Origin of the sequence: Deferribacter thermophilus (genome assembly GCF_049472675.1) — a bacterium.
Lineage (GTDB): Bacteria > Chrysiogenota > Deferribacteres > Deferribacterales > Deferribacteraceae > Deferribacter > Deferribacter thermophilus.
Map to the genome: position 1 here is coordinate 1 of NZ_JAPNXM010000007.1, position 15,427 is coordinate 15,427.

Consider the following 15,427-nt stretch of genomic DNA (forward strand, 5'->3'; position numbering starts at 1 on the left):
AAAGGATTGACAGGTTTACAAATGGTTAATATTGTAGATAACAAAATGAGGATTTACACAAATAATGTTACAGGGTCACTTTATAATCAAAATTACAACCTTGCAGTTTTCACAAATAGAGGACATTCTTTACACTACCTATTATCTCATTTCGATTTAGATAACTTCTTCAAATACAAAATCACATCTTTTGATGTAAAAAAACCAAAACCAGATCCTGAAGGTTTATTCAAAATTATTAATTTCTTCAAAACTGAACCAGAAAGAGTTTTGTATATTGGTGATACCATAAATGACCTTTTAGCTGCAAAAAATGCCAAAGTTAATTTTATCTCTTTTAAAAATAAATTAGAAGACTACCCTGTAATATATGACCATTTAGAAATCTTTGATTGTTTATGACCTATCTAAAACTATTATTTGCCACTATATTCTGGGGTGCGTCTTTTACTGCTGGAAAAGTAGCAGTAAAATATCTTCCAGTTTTTACTGTCGCATTCTACAGATTTTTTATTAGTTCTATTATCTTGATATTTATTCTTAAAAAACTAAATATAAACTTTACATTTAAATTTTTTAAAAAATGTGTAATTGGTGGTATCACAGGTGTTTTTCTTTACAACTACTTTTTTTTAAAAGGGTTACAGCTTACAGACGCTTCGAAGGCATCAATAATAGTGGCTTCAAACCCTGTTATTACTGCTCTTATCACTGGGTTGTTTCTTAAAGAAAAGTTAAGTTTAAAAAACTATTTAGGGGTCTTATTGTCATTTTTTGGAGTAGTTTTTATTATTTCAAAAGGTGAAATTTCTACAATATTTTCAAATCAACTAAATTTTGGAGATATTCTAATAGTTTTTGCAGCTTTTTCTTGGTCAGCTTATACCATTTTTGGTAAAATTGCCTTAAATAAAATATCTGCTGTTGAATCTACTACTTACGCTATTTTGTGGGGAACAATTTTTCTTCTCCCTTTTTATATTAACGATTTGTTCAATTCAATAATGATAGTTAATCTTAAAGTAATAATATCTTTAATCATACTTTCAATTTTTACTACAGTATTAGGCTTTCTATGGTTTTACGAAGGTATCAAGGGGATAGGTGCCACAAAAGCTTCGGCTTTTATATTTTTAGTTCCAGTGTTTGGTTCACTTTTTGGGATATTAATTTTGCATGAAAAACTAAATCTATCAATGATATTTGGCGGTTTTATGACACTTTGCGGTGTTTATCTAACAAATAAAAATTTTAAATAGTTGTTTATCTAGATTTTCTAAAAAAGTTTTTCATAAGCTTAGCTATTTCTTTCTCATATAAACCGTATTTGTATTTTACTTTATGGTTTAAAAAAGGGGTATCAAAGACTCTAATATTGGAAATAACTCCACCAAATTTTGGCTCTAATACCCCAAAAATTACTTCATTAATTCTACAATGGACAATTGCTCCTGCACACATTATACATGGCTCACATGTAACATAGAGTTTACACTCATTTAATCTCCAATCATCTAACACTTTAATAGCTCTATTTAAAGCAATTATTTCTGCATGTAACAAAGCATTCCCAAATCTCTCTTTTATATTTCTACCAAAAGAGATTACTTCATTGTCCTTTACAACAACGGCACCAACAGGCACTTCCCCCTCTTCAAAAGATTCTAAAGCCTGAGAAATAGCAAGCTTCATAAAATAATTATCATATTCATTAAACATATTTACCGCAATCAAGATAACTTTTTATCAAACCAGCAAAAACTACACCAGCTGTTTCAGCTTTTAAAATACCATTTATTGGTGATAAAAAATTAAAACCTTTATCTTTCAAAATTAACAAATCACTTTCACTAAAACCACCTTCAGGTCCTATAAAAATTGCAACAGATTTAGCTATACGATCTGGCAAATTTTTCTCTTTTACTTTTTCATAAAAACATATTTTCTCATCAGTATTTACTATAATATCTTTTAATTCTTTGAAATAATAAAGTTCTGGCAAAAAGTTATAGCCTGCTTGCATTGCACCATTTATCAATAATTTTCTTAATCTTTCCAAAGTCTTATTTTCCAATTTGACAACACTATTTTCAGATTTTACAAGAATAACTTTAGTAACCCCCAACTCCCCATATTTTTCAACTACCGTATCAAGATATTCCCTTTTCATCAGCGATTGAATCACAATAAATTCATAAAAAGGGAAATCATACTTTTTTTCTTTAATAAGCTCAATTTCAACATACTTTTTAGAAACATTTTTAATTTTGTAAAAACCTTTAGAATTTTCTGTATAAAGAATTAGTTCATCATTACAACTCAACCTTAAAACATTTTTTACATAATGAGCTTCATTTTCAGTCAATTTAATTGTAGGCTGACATCTATCTAAGTTTAAATATAAAGAATTTAATCGATGCAATCTATTACCTCAAAATCAAATTCCCCAGTTTTATCATCTACAATTACACTTGATAAATAATATCCATAAACACAGCCAGTATCAATATTGATAGAAATTATTTCACCCAGATTATTCTTATTTACAAAAGGTCTATAACCTTTTTCAATTTTCATAACTGGTGTATGCCCATGAATAATAATATAATTTTCTATTTTTTTATCATAAAAATCTATTTCCCTTGTCCAGATATATGGAAAAAGAATTTCTTTTTCTTTATCTGTAACAATATCTAAGTGAAGCTTTGGAATAATCTCTGCATTGAGACATCCTGCATGAGAAATAAAATAGTTCTCAACCCCTTTTATTATCATAAATTTCTCAAATGATTTAATAAACTCCAGATATTCCTTATATTTCTTAACAAACTTATCTCTAACCTCAACACCCCTCAGATGTTGGTTATACAAATCTTCATCAAATGATCTCAAAGTAGCCTTACCACCATTATAAAACCAGTCATATTCATTGTATCTCCCAGTTTCTTCAAAATAATCTATCATCATATCTTCATGATTTCCTAGTAAAAAAGTGGTTTTATATGCTGATGAAAACTCCTTTACTAGATTTAAGACATCTTTAGAAAAATTGCCTCTATCAATCAAATCCCCAACAAATATATATTGATCAATACTATAATTCTTAATCAAGCTATTTAAAAGCCTATCCAAAGTCCTAACACAACCATGAACATCACCAATCACTGCAAACATCTTCTTAACCTCGCACCCCACCAACCATCTATCTCCAGCTCTTTATCAATATAAAAATTTGAAGGTATAAACTGCTTAAAGTATTCATTCTCCCCTTTAAGAATACCTGATAAAATAATATATTCTTTAGCCTTTTCTTCAAAAAAACTTATAAGTTCTATTAAAATTGAACTAATAATATTAGCCACCACTACATCCACTTTATAATCTTTTTTTAATGAATCTATTGAACCACACCAAAATATAATATTTTTCACATCATTATTATTACAATTTTCTACTAAATTATTAAATGTAGCGAAATCGTTATCACAAGCAAAAACCTTTTTTGCTTTGCATTTACTTGCCAAAATTGATAAAATTCCACTACCTGAACCCACTTCCAAAACAGTTTTTTCTTCAACTACATCTTCTAATAACCTTGCAGCAATTTTGGTCGTAGGGTGATCACCAGTGCCAAAAGCCATCGATGGATTAATAAATATCGTATTTTCATTTTTTTTATTAAAATCAAATGTATAAAAATAATTTTCAGTCAATTTCCCCTCTTTTAAAAACTCTTTCCATTTGTTAACCCAATCATCATCAATAATATATTCAGAAAATTCAATATTTTTATCATTAAGAATCGAAGACAAATTCTCCTCTGAATATAAAACAATAACTTTATCTCCAGCAAATTCTTCTTCAACTGCATACATATTCAAATCCTCATCAGCCATAACTACATCATAATCTTTAATATCAATAACATATTTAAACATATTAACCTCATACAAAATATATCGTTATGATAGAAAATAAGCCAGTATAAATCATTATTTTTAATAATAATTCATTAACTCGACTTTTTCCAATTCCTAATTTATCAATATAGTTTTGTATCAATAAATTTTCAATTAAACTGAAAAAACCCAATGTAACAAAGGATAAATATGCAAATCCAAAAACATACTTATTTAAACTAAATTCATTAATTATAATTTTATAGAAAGGGTATAAAATTATTATTACTGCTAATGGGTCTAAAAACTGAATTAATATATAACTAATTAATAGTAAAATAATGATAAATACATACTTATCTGAAAAGATAGACAAAAAAAGATTAGAAAGCCTATAATCATACCCACCATAAACTATTAATATATTAATAAAAAACAACATAATAAGCAGAGAAATAATCACTCCACTTCTTTCTAAAACCTCATTAATAATCAAAAGATTAATCTTCATATCCCATTTCCCACTGATCAAAATATAACAAATTGTAATTATAATCAGCACTAACATTATTTCGAAAATAGAATATGGAACAAAAATCATATATATAAAAATAAAAAATAAAAATGTAAAAAATATTATATCCAGAAGTTTAAAATTTCCCCTTTTAAAAAAGATAACCTTATTTTTAAATAGCAAAAAATAGCCAAAAATAAAGAAAATAAAAGATAGCAAGTAAAAATATAGAAACACAGATTTTAAAGACAGTTTTAATAAAAAAGAATATACCAAGATAGGGATTGATATTGGTGAAACAAATGCAAAAATTGAGAAAAAATGGCTAAATACTAAAATGTCATCATTTTTCATGTCACTATTTCTTTTTAAAAAACTAATTATCTGTTTATTAGAAATAACCGCAGAAGGTAAAAACAGCGTTGAGGAAAATAATATTAAAAATAATCGCAAAAAGTTTGACTTAATTTTTCCCAGAAATTTTAATACACTATCAAATATTCCATATCTTATCAAAATCAAAGATAAAAAAATATACAATGGTATAGATATAAGCTCTTCTGAGCCAATTATCCTTTCTACTGAAATAGAAATCAGATACTTTATCTGCTCATAGCTCAAACCATTTTTAAAAGCTAAAAACAATGAAATTAAAAAGAGAAAACTAAAAACATTCATTCGCAATACAAAAGCTGTAAATAAAAGTAAAGCTAAAACAGCAAGAGTCATTTCTTACCCAAAGAAATTAATATTATTAATAAAATCATCAAACATATTAATATAATATAATTTGTAGAAACAAAGCCTATAAATAATACAACAAACAGAACATTAATAATTTTAGATTGTATTGCCTTTTCATCTGAATAAGAATACATTTTGCCACCACTTATAGCTACCACTGACATAGCAATTAGTACAAAATAATTAAAAAAATGTATTATTTTAAACTTATATATATATTGGTTAATGATATTTAATGTTAAGAATATATAAAATAAATAATGTAATATTATTGATGTTTTTACTCTAATTTTAATACCTCATTAATTAAATTTTCATTTACTACATCATAAAAATATGGATAATACCCTTTATAATACTCTTCCCACTCTTTTAATAACAGATCATCTAATACTAAAATGTTTAAATTAGAAAAAGTTTTCATTCGCATAAAGTTGTCAATATTTTTCTCTTCTGCTAATTTATATTCATAAATTGTCGTTGATTCTACTGCATCTTTAATAATCTCTTTGTATTCATCTGATAATGAGTTCCAAAACTTTCTACTTGTAATAAAAGCATAACCCAAAAACCCGTTTTTAGTAACTGTCAGATATCTTTGATATTTATAAAACCCCTGAGTATAAATATTGCTAAAAGTATTTTGCTGACCATCAATAACTCCCGATTTCAAATAATCAACTACCACATTAAAAGGTTTTGTAATAGGTATTGCACCAGTTAAAGATAATGATTTGTTAATAATATAACTCCCTTGTGTTCTTATTTTTAACCCTTTGAGATCTACTGGTCTATAAATAGGTTTATCCCTCGTAGTAATAACCTTAAAACCATTATCCCAAAAAGCCAATACAACATAACCTTTCTCTAATGCCCTTTTTTTTAAATAATTGCCTACAAAACCCACATAGGTTCTGTGTATATGATCTATTGATTTAAACAGATATGGGATGTCAAACAGCTGAAACTCTTTGACATCATCAGCAATCTTAGAAAAACTTGGTATAGCAAACTGTATTATACCCTTTTTTAGAGCACCTAAAGCTTCCCTATCATCAAAAAGCACCCCATTTGAAAAAATTTCAATTTTTACTACACCTTTAGTATGTTTTTCCACTTGCTCTTTAAAATATTTAACAGCAAGCCCCTTTGGGCTATCATCTGATACAACATGACTTAACCTAAAAACTTCTGGATAAAGATTTAAAGAAAAAAAGATAACAAACAAAACCGATAAAAAAAAAGTTCTCATTTTCCTAAATATTTATTAAGCTTTCTATGTAAAGTAGAAGTATCAATACCAGCAATTTTAGCTGCTTCACTAATCTTGTTATTGGTAAAATTTAGTAATTGTTTTAAATATTCCCGTTCAAAATCCTCTTTAGCTTCTTTATAACTTTTTATAAATTTTCTCGTCTTTTTCAATTCTTCGGGTATATAATTTATTGTCAATACATCAGAATCTTCAAGTGCCACACAACGCTCTACAACATTTTCAAGCTCTCTGACATTTCCAGGCCAATCATATTCATAACAAAACTTATAAAAATCTGATGAAATATTCCTTATATTTTTATTAAATTCTTTAGCATATTTTTTAGTAAAATAATCAATGAGCAAAGGGATATCCTCTTTCCTTTCCCTCAAAGGTGGTATATAAATATTAATTACATTTAATCTGTAATATAAATCCTCTCTAAAATTCCCCTTATCCACTTCATCTTTTAAATTTTTATTTGTCGCAGCAATGATTCTTACATTTATGTCTATTAAATCAGAAGAACCTAATCTTTTTATGGTTCGCTCTTGAATTACTCTCAACAGCTTAGCTTGAAAATTTAATGAAGTTTCAGTAATTTCATCTAAAAATATGGTGCCATTGTTTGCCTCTTCAAAATACCCTTTCTTTGTAGAATAAGCTCCAGTAAAAGCACCTTTTTCATACCCAAAGAATAAGCTTTCATATAAATTTTCAGGTATTGCAGCACAATTAACAGGTAAAAATCTCTCATTTTTTCTATCACTCAAATTATGAATTGATCTGGCTATCAATTCCTTACCTGTGCCAGATTCACCAGTAATCAAAATATTACTATTTATTTTAGATACTTTTTTAACAAGTGATAAAATATCCATCATCTTTTTGCTTTTTGCTATGATATTTTCGATACCATATATCTCACTGATATTTTTTTGTAATATTTTTACCTCAGTTTTCAGTTTACTATTTTCTATAGCTTTTTTAATTCTAACAGATATTTCCTCCAAATCTTCAAACGGTTTAGTAATGAAATCAAAAGCACCTCGTTTAATCGCTTCCACAGCCTTTTCTATTGAAGCATAGGCAGTCATCAAAACAACTGTCATATCTGGATATTCTTTCAAAACATAATCAAGGACATCCAATCCGCTCATCTCCGGCATCAATATATCAGTGATAACTACATCAGGCATAATTTTATCAAGGTTTTTCAAAGCTTCAATTGGAGATTGAAATTTATAAATTCTTATAGAATTATCATCCAAGAAAAGTGCTTCGAAAAAATCTAAAGTATATTTCTCATCATCTATTATCAAAATCTTATTCATCATCCCCCCTTATACAATTATTTAAATATAAATTGCAAATTCAGTGTAATTGTTCAACTCACTTTCTACCTCAATTTTCCAATTATATTCATCCACAATACTTTTAACAATAGCTAAACCAAGTCCTGTGCCTTTGCCAACCCCTTTTGTTGTAAAAAATGGATCAAATATTCTCTGTCTAATCTCCTCAGGTATCCCTTTGCCATTATCTCTAACTTTTAAAACTTTTCTTCCATTTTCCATATAAAATGTTATATCAACTTTGCCGCCTATTTCAACGGCATCAATAGCATTTGAAATAAGATTTATAAGTAATTGATGTAATTTTCCTTTATTTGCTTTAATAGTTGTATCACATTGAATATCTGTATTTACAACAACCTTTTTATCCTTAATTTTTGATCCCAAAATTTTTATTGCAAAATCTAAAGAATCCCTAATATCTACATTAGAAATATCACTATCTTTATGTCTGGCAAATGCAAGCAAATTACTCACTATATTTTTGGTATCCTTACTTGCCTCAATAATTGTCTTAACAAGCTTTTTTTCATAACTATCATCGGGCAATCTTCTCTCTAAAAGCTGTGCAAAGTTTAAAATACCTACAAGTGGGTTATTTATTTCATGAGCTACACCACCTGCCAACAGCCCAAGTGCAGATAATTTTTCCCTTTCAATCAATTTTGATTCGAGCTCCCTAATCTTTGTCATATCACGAATAATCATCAAATAATGAAAATTATCATCATTTGTTAGTTTTAAAATCGATAATCTAACTGGGATATTTATATCATTCTCAATATAAGTATCAAAATTTTCTATTATATTCTCATCATTAACCCTTTTCCACATATTTTCATTTTTAAGATAAAGTTTTATATTTTTACCTACAATATCATCTCCAAACAATTCATAAGCTCTTTTATTACCTGTTAAAATTCTAAAATTATTATCAAATGTAATTATCGCATCAGGTATATTTTCTAAAATATTTCTTAAATAATTCTCATTTTCCTGAACCTGCAACTGCAAAGTTATTATATCAGTAATATCCCTTATAAGCTCAACCACAGCAATAACATTATTGTTTTGATCTAACAAAGGCGATAAAATAACATCAAAATAATGAATATTATTTTCAGATTTATACTCTTTTCTAAACGATTCTATCTTTTTATTCTCAATAACACTTTGCATTTTGCACTCTTTGCAAACCTTCTCCTCATTCCAAATTATTTTATAGCATTCAGTAACACTCCCCTTTTGTGAATAACCTTTTATTATACTATTTGCCCAAACACACTCATAATTACTATTTATCAATGCAACACCTTCTCCCAATGCTTTTACGATACTTTCAAACTTTTCATGCTCGATTTCAAAAAGTTGTTCAATCTCTTCTCTTTCGTAATAAAATTTACCCGCATAATATCTTATTAAAATTAAAACCAGGATAAACAAAATACCAACAAAAATATCCTCAATAGAAACCCTTTCCATTTTATTCAAAATACGAAAATAGCTGATTTTCTCTGAAAATATATAAATTGAAGTGTTTTTAAATAGACTTGCTTCCGAAACTATATAGTCTCTATTGGCAAAACTATAGATAAAGTCCCCTTTTTGAAAAAATTTTTCATCAAATATTTTATCACTACTATAAAATACATCTTCCCCTTTTCTAATAACAAAATTGAAGTTTTTAGGTATGACAAGTCTTACAATTTCTTTTAAATTATAAATTTTAAAAATGTCATAATCATTATATTCATCTTTTACATGAAAAAATAAATATGGAATTTCACCAATAAATATTATTTGACGATCATCTACTTCCTTCAAAGTATTGATTAAATCTAATATTACTTTCCCGGTAGAATCGTAATAAACTGAATTTTTTTTAGTAATAATAATATTTTTTTCTTTGACTTGTTCACCTGCATCAATTTGTTTTGAAATTTCTTTCGCATCCAAAAGAAATTTTACATATAAATCATCAATATTTTTCTTAACTTCATCTAATAAAGAATTTTGATATGAATATGCGAAATACAATAATTTTGAATTACTTTTATAATCAACAAAAATCAGTGACCCAAAAATAAATAACAAAAATATTAACAAAAAGAGTAAAATCTCATAAGTTTCAAAATATTTGAAATATCTTCTAAGTAAGTCCATCAAACCCAAGTTTTTCCAAAATATGATAAACTACAATAGCAACAGAGTTTGATAAATTCAAGCTTCTCATCCCCTCTTTCATCGGAATTCTATAAAGTCTATCTTCATACTTTTTTCTGATATCTTCTCTCAAACCATAGGACTCATTACCAAAAATAAGTATCGTTTTATCAAAAGAAAAAGAATTTGAATCTATTATTTTATTATAATATTTTTTCCCAAATTTTGAAATAAAGTAATAGTTATATGTCAATTCTTCATATTCTACAAAAAAACTTTCAATAGTTTTAATCCAACACCAGTCAAGATAATTCCAATAATCCATTCCAGCTCTTTTTAGATATTTATCCGAAATGGTAAATCCGAGCCTACCAACAAGTAATAGTTTAATCCCAGTTATTGCACATAGTCGAGCGATATTTCCCGTATTATAAGGTATTTCTGGCTCAAATAGTGCCACTATCATTGCTAAATCTTAAACTCCGGTTCACTAATAAATGTTGACTTGCAACTTGGACATTTAGATGGCTTTTTAAAATGTTTTAAATTTGTAAACTTAAAACCACATTTTTTACAAACAGGATTTTTAACCTGAATTTTTACTCTCCCTTTTGAAATCTCTTTCAAATGTTCTATAATCTCTTTTTCAGGAAGAGATAATATCTTAGAAAGCTCTTTAACAGTAAAATAACCCTCTTTTAATTTATCTATTATCTCCTGTCTAATTGTTCCCACTATTTACCTCATTTGCTATTGATATCCTATCACAATCACCCCAAATAGATTCTAAATCATAAAATTTTCTTGTATCATCAGTCATTAGATGAATTATCACATCACCAAAATCTATACAAACCCATCTTGATCTACCAAGACCATCTACGGCTATTGGCAACAAATTTTTTTCATGCTTCATTACATATAAAAGCTCATCAGCAACAGCTTCCAAATGAACTTCAGATGTACATGTACATATAATCATATAATCTGCAATTGTTGAAACTGTTTGAATATTATAAATTACTATGTTTTCACCTTTCTTATTATCCAACACTTTATAGATTAATTTTAAAGTTTCCATCACACCTCCTGATATAATTTATTTTCTTTAATATAATTGATTACAACATCTGGTAAGTAATTAAAAATTGAACCATCCAAAAATTTTTCTCTAATCTCAGTGCTTGAAATTGGGATCTCTTCAATTTCATACAAAATAATATTACCATATTTTTTATCGTCAAATTTCGGAAAATAAACAATTCTCTTTTTTAATTCATCAGGGATTTTTTTTAGCATTGTATTAAAAGGCATCTCTTTCCTGTTTGCTACTATAAAATTAGCCAAATCAAATAATTTATCCCAATTTTGCCATGTTTCAATTGTTGCAAAGATATCACTACCTGTTAGAAAATAAAGGTAATCATCTTTATACTTTTTTCTAAAATAACGCAATGTATTAAAAGTATAAGAAATTTCATCAGATTTCAATTCATAATCTGAAACATAAAAATTCCCTTTAAGGCAACATGTCAGCGCTAATTTAACCATTTCAAATCTCTTTTCTGGCTCAACAAGCCCAAGATTTTTATGTGGTGGTATTTTTGCAGGAATAAAGTAAAATTTATCAACATTAAAATCTTTATAAACTCTCTTTGCAAGTTCCAAATGACCGTTATGAATAGGGTTAAAAGTCCCACCAAATAAAACTATTCTCAAAATATTAGCCTCTACTCTCTAATATGACCGTTGCCATAAATTATGTATTTTGTAGTAGTCAAATCATAAGCCCCCATTGGACCTCTGCAATGCAACTTTTGAGTACTGATACCTATCTCAGCCCCCAATCCAAATTCACCACCATCAGTAAATCTTGTGGAAGCATTTACATAGACTGCAGCAGCATCAACCCTATCTAAAAAAAGTTGGGCTGTAGTATAATTTTCTGTAACTATGGACTCAGAATGTGAAGATCCATATTTATTTATATGCCATATAGCCTCATAAACATCATCAACAACTTTTATTGATAAAATCAAATCTAAATATTCTGCCTCCCAATCCTTTTCATCAGCTGGATTTACATCAATAATTTTTCTAACCTTTTCACAACCTCTAAGTTCAACACCATATTTTTCATACTCACTCTTTAATTTTGGCAAAACTTCATTTGCGATATCTTTATGTACAATCAATGTTTCCATAGCATTGCATACACCTGGTCTTTGCACTTTTGCATTTATAGCAATGTTTATAGCTTTATCTATCGATGCATCTTTATCTATATAAACATGACAAACCCCTTTGTCATGCTTAACGACAGGTATCAAACTATTTTCCGTAACAAATTTTATAAGCCCTTCACCACCCCTTGGCACAATCAAATCAATATAATCTTTAGCTTTTAGCATATCTAAAATATATTTCCTTTCAGGGTCTTCTAAAATATAAACAATATTTTCATCCACACCTAATTTCTTTATCGCATCCTGTATAATTGAACCCAAAATCTTATTTGACCTTAAAGCCTCTTTCCCTCCCCTTAATACAGTAGCATTACCGGATTTTATGCACAAAGCAGCTGCATCTACAGTAACATTTGGTCTTGATTCATAAATTATGCCCACTACCCCTATTGGCACTCTAACCTTATAAATTTTCAACCCATTTGGTCTTTTATAACCTTTCTCAACAACTCCCACAGGGTCATCTTGTCCAACAATCTCCATAACCCCTTTAATCATAGAATCTATTCTTTTATCATCCAGCAATAATCTATCAAGCAAAGCGCCACTTAGACCAGCCTTTTGTCCGAACTCCAAATCGATCTGATTCTCATTTTTTATAATATCTCTGGACTTATCAATCATTTCTGCAATCATTTTCAAAATTTCATTCTTTTTTGCACTTTCAAGATACATTAATTGATACGATGCTTTTTTTACCTTTTCTAAATCAGCTATAAAATCCACTTTAACCCTCCAAAAAATCTGCTAAAACGAAATCATCTCTATGTATAACTTCATCACTAATTTTATATCCTAAAATATCAACTATTTCCGATGTTTTTTTCCCTCTAATTTTATCAACTTCTTGATAATTATACCTCACTTTGCCTCTACCTATTTCAACCCCATTTTTATCAACAACCTTTACTATATCACCAATATTAAACTTCCCTTTAACTTCCAATATACCACTGGGTAGTAAAGAAGTCTTTTTTACTATCAAAGCATTTTTAGCTCCATCATCGACCACTATATCCCCTTTTGGGATTGTTGCATAAGCAATCCATAATTTTCTCTTTTTTAAAGGGTCTTCTAAATGAGAAAAATAAGTACCTATCTCCTCACCATTTATAAATTTTATAATATTTTCAGGACTTTTTCCATTTATTATACCTACATAACAACCTGCATTAAGAGCTTTTTTGGCAGCCATAATCTTCGACTTCATCCCACCAGTTCCAACATTAGAAATAGAATCCCCTGCCATATTCAATAACTTACTATCAAAATACTTAATCTCTTTTATAAGTTCAGCATCAGGAAACTTTGTTGGGTCTTTAGAAAAAAAACCATCTACATCAGACAAAATTAGCAACAGCTCAGCACCGATCAAACCAGATATTAATGCAGATAAATTATCATTATCTCCAAAGGTATCAACAAATTTTATTTCTTCTATAACAACTGTATCATTTTCATTTACAATCGGAATCACATTATTTTTGAACAACTCCCTAATAGTATATTTTGCATTTAGATACCTTCTTCTATTTGCAAAATCATCTTTAGTTATTAATATTTGTGCAACTTTTATTCTAAATTTTTCAAAAGCATCTTCATAAAATTGTATCAACTTAGGCTGACCTATTGCTGCACATGCCTGCCTGACAGATATATCCTTTGGTTTTACACTTAAGCCAAGCTGTTGCATCCCTGCAGCTATTGCACCAGAACTAACAATTAAAATATTTTTAATACTTTTTTTAAGATCAGAAATTACTTCAGCGAGTGAATAAATATATGATTTATCAATATAACGACTATTGTTAGTTAAAAGATTGCTTCCGATTTTAATTACTAAGGTTTTTATTTCAGGTAATTTTCTCATAAAATAATTAAGCTGGGGCGGCAGGATTCGAACCTGCGAATGGCGGATCCAAAGTCCGCTGCCTTGCCAGCTTGGCTACGCCCCAATATTTAATTCGAGCCCTCTTAATATATAAAAAAATGTTTCTTGTCAAGAAATTTTACTTTTGATTTCTTATTTTTTATTGTTGAAAAAATAAATTAAAACCCCCCTTTATAAAAGGGGGGTTTTATATACCATTAATGTATCATTTTTGCTTTTCTAGCTGCCCAATCTTTAGTTTCTCCAGCATGGCAACCTGGAATTAAACAAGAAAACTCTAATGATAATTCGCTTTTAGCAAATTTACCATCTTTTGTGAACATATTATAATTTGCAGATGTGTTAATTTTGAAAAGATGAGATCTAACATCACCTACATATTTAGCCTTTTTGATTGCAGATTTTGCTGCTTTTGGCATGTGACAGCTAATACAATCGACCTGATTTTTACCATGAACAGTTTTAGCAAATTTTGATGCTACATCATCATGACAATCTGCACATTTAGTTTTTATGCTAACAGCAGCTTTTGCATGAGGATCATGACATTCAACACAAGTCAAATCTTTATGTGCACCAGCTAACAATTCATTATACTGTTCATGATGTCTGATAAATCCTTTACTAGCTGGTATCTTATCCGCTGAGCCTCTAATATGGCACTTACCACAAGCCTTTGCACTTTTATCTACTGTAAGTTTTGCCACTTTAGGATTTTCTATATGTGCAGATGCAGGGCCGTGACACTCTTCACACTGAATCCCATCTAATGACCATGTACCTATCATACCAGGTTTTCCATCTTGATGCCCTTCAGGCGAATAGTTTGTCATATGACAAGGGCCACACTTATAAGGCTTTATTTCTCCTGCATGATAATATGCCCATGATCCATCTTCAAGATTATATTGAGTTTTCATTTTATTCCCTTTTTTATCTGTTGTTATAATATAACCATCCAATCCTATATAACGAGCTTTCTTTGTCTTACCACCAATCACATAAGAAATATCATCCCAAGTATAACCTTTAGGTAATGGCAAGCCAGCTTTTTTAGCAAGTTCAGCTTTTCTCAATTTGTATGGATGGCCAGATTCTACAAACAGATTATAGATCTCCTCATGACAGGATTTACAAACTTCTGAGCCTACATACCCTACCCCTTTTTTCTTTTCTGAAGCAAAACCCAAAAGAGAAAAAATTAGCAAAAAACTAAAAATAAAAAAAATAACCCGTTTCATAAATACCTCCTTTTATTTTTTGGAACTACCCATGCTAATAATATCTTATGATATGTAAAGGAAATCCAGATAAGAGTATTTCTCTTGTTAGTATTTTTGTGAAATAAAATTCACATATA

18 protein-coding genes and 1 tRNA gene are annotated in these 15,427 nt (G+C 28.6%); 2 read left to right on the forward strand and 17 right to left on the reverse strand.

Annotated elements, in window-relative coordinates:
• Both OWM07_RS07470 and OWM07_RS07475 read left to right on the forward strand, forming a co-directional pair.
• A partial coding sequence (locus OWM07_RS07470; RefSeq protein ID WP_423303061.1) for an HAD family hydrolase occupies positions 1-402 on the forward strand: 402 nt, incomplete at its 5' end.
• Positions 399-1,259 carry a DMT family transporter gene (locus OWM07_RS07475; protein WP_423303062.1) on the forward strand — a complete coding sequence of 287 codons (861 nt, stop codon included), beginning with the start codon at positions 399-401 and terminating at the stop codon, positions 1,257-1,259. The genes OWM07_RS07470 and OWM07_RS07475, both read left to right, overlap by 4 nt.
• Positions 1,260-1,263: 4 nt before the next feature.
• Here the strand turns inward: OWM07_RS07475 and OWM07_RS07480 are convergent, their stop codons facing one another.
• The 17 genes from OWM07_RS07480 to OWM07_RS07560 all read right to left on the reverse strand — a co-directional run bounded on the left by OWM07_RS07480 (position 1,264) and on the right by OWM07_RS07560 (position 15,308).
• Positions 1,264-1,719, reverse strand: coding sequence for a nucleoside deaminase (locus OWM07_RS07480; RefSeq protein WP_423303063.1), 456 nt, complete (start codon positions 1,717-1,719; stop codon positions 1,264-1,266).
• Positions 1,712-2,422, reverse strand: a complete 711-nt coding sequence (locus tag OWM07_RS07485) for an RsmE family RNA methyltransferase (protein WP_423303064.1) — start codon at positions 2,420-2,422, stop codon at positions 1,712-1,714. Before OWM07_RS07485 ends, OWM07_RS07480 begins: the two co-directional genes overlap by 8 nt.
• The gene (locus OWM07_RS07490) at positions 2,410-3,174 is read right to left on the reverse strand and encodes a metallophosphoesterase (RefSeq protein WP_423303065.1); all 765 of its coding nucleotides are present in this window, start codon (positions 3,172-3,174) and stop codon (positions 2,410-2,412) included. The genes OWM07_RS07485 and OWM07_RS07490 overlap by 13 nt, the downstream gene beginning before the upstream one ends.
• Complete coding sequence (locus OWM07_RS07495; RefSeq protein WP_423303066.1) at positions 3,162-3,938, reverse strand: 50S ribosomal protein L11 methyltransferase; 777 nt, start codon at positions 3,936-3,938, stop codon at positions 3,162-3,164. The genes OWM07_RS07490 and OWM07_RS07495 overlap by 13 nt, the downstream gene beginning before the upstream one ends.
• Before the next feature lie 7 nt (positions 3,939-3,945).
• The gene (locus OWM07_RS07500; protein WP_423303067.1) at positions 3,946-5,142 is read right to left on the reverse strand and encodes a hypothetical protein; all 1,197 of its coding nucleotides are present in this window, start codon (positions 5,140-5,142) and stop codon (positions 3,946-3,948) included.
• Positions 5,139-5,321 (reverse strand): hypothetical protein, encoded by a 183-nt coding sequence (locus OWM07_RS07505; protein WP_423303068.1) that lies wholly within the window; start codon positions 5,319-5,321, stop codon positions 5,139-5,141. Before OWM07_RS07505 ends, OWM07_RS07500 begins: the two co-directional genes overlap by 4 nt.
• Before the next feature lie 116 nt (positions 5,322-5,437).
• Entirely contained in the window at positions 5,438-6,409 is a 972-nt protein-coding gene (locus tag OWM07_RS07510) for a DctP family TRAP transporter solute-binding subunit (protein WP_423303069.1), read from the reverse strand.
• Positions 6,406-7,746 (reverse strand): sigma-54-dependent transcriptional regulator, encoded by a 1,341-nt coding sequence (locus OWM07_RS07515; protein ID WP_423303070.1) that lies wholly within the window; start codon positions 7,744-7,746, stop codon positions 6,406-6,408. Before OWM07_RS07515 ends, OWM07_RS07510 begins: the two co-directional genes overlap by 4 nt.
• Before the next feature lie 21 nt (positions 7,747-7,767).
• Positions 7,768-9,930 carry a PAS domain-containing sensor histidine kinase gene (locus OWM07_RS07520; RefSeq protein WP_423303071.1) on the reverse strand — a complete coding sequence of 721 codons (2,163 nt, stop codon included), beginning with the start codon at positions 9,928-9,930 and terminating at the stop codon, positions 7,768-7,770.
• On the reverse strand, positions 9,917-10,396 hold the full coding sequence (locus OWM07_RS07525; RefSeq protein ID WP_423303072.1) for a tRNA (cytidine(34)-2'-O)-methyltransferase: 480 nt from the start codon (positions 10,394-10,396) through the stop codon (positions 9,917-9,919). The genes OWM07_RS07520 and OWM07_RS07525 overlap by 14 nt, the downstream gene beginning before the upstream one ends.
• Before the next feature lie 2 nt (positions 10,397-10,398).
• Positions 10,399-10,665 carry a transcriptional regulator gene (locus tag OWM07_RS07530; protein ID WP_423303073.1) on the reverse strand — a complete coding sequence of 89 codons (267 nt, stop codon included), beginning with the start codon at positions 10,663-10,665 and terminating at the stop codon, positions 10,399-10,401.
• Positions 10,652-11,011 (reverse strand): ribosome silencing factor, encoded by a 360-nt coding sequence (gene rsfS / locus OWM07_RS07535; protein WP_423303074.1) that lies wholly within the window; start codon positions 11,009-11,011, stop codon positions 10,652-10,654. The genes OWM07_RS07530 and rsfS overlap by 14 nt, the downstream gene beginning before the upstream one ends.
• On the reverse strand, positions 11,011-11,649 hold the full coding sequence (gene nadD / locus OWM07_RS07540) for a nicotinate-nucleotide adenylyltransferase (RefSeq protein WP_423303075.1): 639 nt from the start codon (positions 11,647-11,649) through the stop codon (positions 11,011-11,013). Before nadD ends, rsfS begins: the two co-directional genes overlap by 1 nt.
• A gap of 11 nt (positions 11,650-11,660) precedes the next feature.
• The gene (locus OWM07_RS07545; protein ID WP_423303172.1) at positions 11,661-12,893 is read right to left on the reverse strand and encodes a glutamate-5-semialdehyde dehydrogenase; all 1,233 of its coding nucleotides are present in this window, start codon (positions 12,891-12,893) and stop codon (positions 11,661-11,663) included.
• Positions 12,894-12,903: 10 nt separating this feature from the next.
• Positions 12,904-14,046, reverse strand: coding sequence for a glutamate 5-kinase (gene proB, locus OWM07_RS07550; RefSeq protein ID WP_423303076.1), 1,143 nt, complete (start codon positions 14,044-14,046; stop codon positions 12,904-12,906).
• 12 nt (positions 14,047-14,058) lie between these two features.
• Positions 14,059-14,131 (reverse strand) — tRNA-Gln (locus OWM07_RS07555).
• Positions 14,132-14,264: 133 nt separating this feature from the next.
• Positions 14,265-15,308: a multiheme c-type cytochrome gene (locus tag OWM07_RS07560; RefSeq protein WP_423303077.1), complete on the reverse strand. Its 1,044-nt coding sequence runs from the start codon at positions 15,306-15,308 to the stop codon at positions 14,265-14,267.
• Positions 15,309-15,427: the final 119 nt, after the last annotated feature.

Excerpts from the sequence above, each read along its gene's own strand:
- OWM07_RS07475 (WP_423303062.1), top strand. The coding sequence starts at position 399 with ATGACCTATCTAAAACTATTATTTGCCACTATATTCTGGGGTGCGTCT.
- OWM07_RS07480 (WP_423303063.1), bottom strand. The coding sequence starts at position 1,719 with ATGTTTAATGAATATGATAATTATTTTATGAAGCTTGCTATTTCTCAG.
- OWM07_RS07490 (WP_423303065.1), bottom strand. The coding sequence starts at position 3,174 with ATGTTTGCAGTGATTGGTGATGTTCATGGTTGTGTTAGGACTTTGGAT.
- OWM07_RS07495 (WP_423303066.1), bottom strand. The coding sequence starts at position 3,938 with ATGTTTAAATATGTTATTGATATTAAAGATTATGATGTAGTTATGGCT.
- OWM07_RS07500 (WP_423303067.1), bottom strand. The coding sequence starts at position 5,142 with ATGACTCTTGCTGTTTTAGCTTTACTTTTATTTACAGCTTTTGTATTG.
- OWM07_RS07505 (WP_423303068.1), bottom strand. The coding sequence starts at position 5,321 with ATGTCAGTGGTAGCTATAAGTGGTGGCAAAATGTATTCTTATTCAGAT.
- OWM07_RS07510 (WP_423303069.1), bottom strand. The coding sequence starts at position 6,409 with ATGAGAACTTTTTTTTTATCGGTTTTGTTTGTTATCTTTTTTTCTTTA.
- OWM07_RS07515 (WP_423303070.1), bottom strand. The coding sequence starts at position 7,746 with ATGAATAAGATTTTGATAATAGATGATGAGAAATATACTTTAGATTTT.
- OWM07_RS07520 (WP_423303071.1), bottom strand. The coding sequence starts at position 9,930 with ATGGACTTACTTAGAAGATATTTCAAATATTTTGAAACTTATGAGATT.
- OWM07_RS07525 (WP_423303072.1), bottom strand. The coding sequence starts at position 10,396 with ATGATAGTGGCACTATTTGAGCCAGAAATACCTTATAATACGGGAAAT.
- rsfS (WP_423303074.1), bottom strand. The coding sequence starts at position 11,011 with ATGGAAACTTTAAAATTAATCTATAAAGTGTTGGATAATAAGAAAGGT.
- proB (WP_423303076.1), bottom strand. The coding sequence starts at position 14,046 with ATGAGAAAATTACCTGAAATAAAAACCTTAGTAATTAAAATCGGAAGC.
- OWM07_RS07560 (WP_423303077.1), bottom strand. The coding sequence starts at position 15,308 with ATGAAACGGGTTATTTTTTTTATTTTTAGTTTTTTGCTAATTTTTTCT.